Here is a 1,177-nt window from a genome sequence, read left to right on the forward strand (position 1 = left end):
TGAGCTTCCCCCGAGATGCGGCGGATGGTGACAGCGGGTCAGATGGGCCTCATGAGAGGACCCGAGGCCATGGCCGCCCCGAAGAAGTACCCGCAGGAGTTGCGTGAGCGTGCGGTGCGGATGTACCGCGCCGCCGACCCGAAGCCCGTCATCCGCCGGATGGCCGAGGATCTCGGTGTCCACCCCGAGGCCCTGCGCAACTGGATCCGCCAGGCCGAGGCGGATGCCGGCGAACGCGACGACCGACTCACCACCGCCGAGCGCGAGGAACTCGCCGCCCTGCGCAAAGAGAACGCCCAGCTCAAGCGGGCGAACGAGGTACTACGGACGGCGTCGGCGTTTTTCGCGGCGCAACTCGACCCGACCCGGCCCAGGTGACGGCGCTCCTCGACGAGCACCCTCACCTGGGGGTCGAGTGCGTACTCCGGGAACTCGGCATCGCCTCCTCCACCTACTACCGGTGGCGCCGCGCCGAGCGGGAACCGTGTGAACGGCGCCGCCGCGATGCGGAGCTGACCGAGGAGATCACGCGGATCCACACCGACTCCGGCGGGATCTACGGCTCGCCGCGCGTCCACGCCACCCTCAAGCGCGAGGGTGTCCATGTCGGCCGCAAGCGCGTCGAACGCCTGATGCGCGACGCCGACCTGCAAGGGATCAGCCCACGCCGGGCGGGCAAAGGCTTCACCCGTCGCGACCCGGGCGCCGAGTCGGCACCGGACCTGGTGCGGCGCGACTTCACCGCACCCGCGCCCAACCGGCTGTGGGTCACCGACCTGACCATGGTCCCCACCGCCGAGGGGCCGCTGTGGCTCTCCGCGATCCGGGACGCCTTCTCCCGGCGGGTCGTGGCCTGGGAGACCTCCGCCCGCGCGGACGCCGACCTGGTCCTCACCTCGCTGGAGTACGCGCTGGCCAGCCGTGAGGTCGCTCCCGGCCAGCTCGTGCACCACGCCGACCACGGCTGTCAGTACACGTCCATCAAGCTCACAACTCGCCTCCTACGAGCGGGAATCCACGCATCCATGGGATCGATCGGGGACTCCTACGACAACGCCCTCGCCGAGAACCTGTGGATGCTGATCAAGACCGAGTGCATCCGCGGCCGCGTCTTCGACACCCGCGCCGAGGCGAACCTCGCGCTCTTCGAGTACCTCGACGGGTTCTACAACCCCCG

At 70.1% G+C, this 1,177-nt stretch carries 2 protein-coding genes; both read left to right on the forward strand.

Annotated elements, in window-relative coordinates:
• The first annotated feature begins 51 nt into the window (after nt 1-51).
• Complete coding sequence (locus ABD369_RS40645; protein ID WP_344641668.1) at nt 52-378, forward strand: transposase; 327 nt, start codon at nt 52-54, stop codon at nt 376-378.
• The coding region (locus tag ABD369_RS40650) for an IS3 family transposase (RefSeq protein WP_344641669.1) at nt 375-1,177 on the forward strand (803 nt) is incomplete at its 3' end. The genes ABD369_RS40645 and ABD369_RS40650, both read left to right, overlap by 4 nt.

This window comes from Kitasatospora cystarginea (assembly GCF_039533515.1).
Taxonomy (GTDB): Bacteria; Actinomycetota; Actinomycetes; order Streptomycetales; family Streptomycetaceae; genus Kitasatospora; species Kitasatospora cystarginea.

What these genes read in the sequence shown, in the direction of transcription:
- ABD369_RS40645 (WP_344641668.1), top strand. Translation starts at nt 52, where the DNA reads ATGAGAGGACCCGAGGCCATGGCCGCCCCGAAGAAGTACCCGCAGGAG.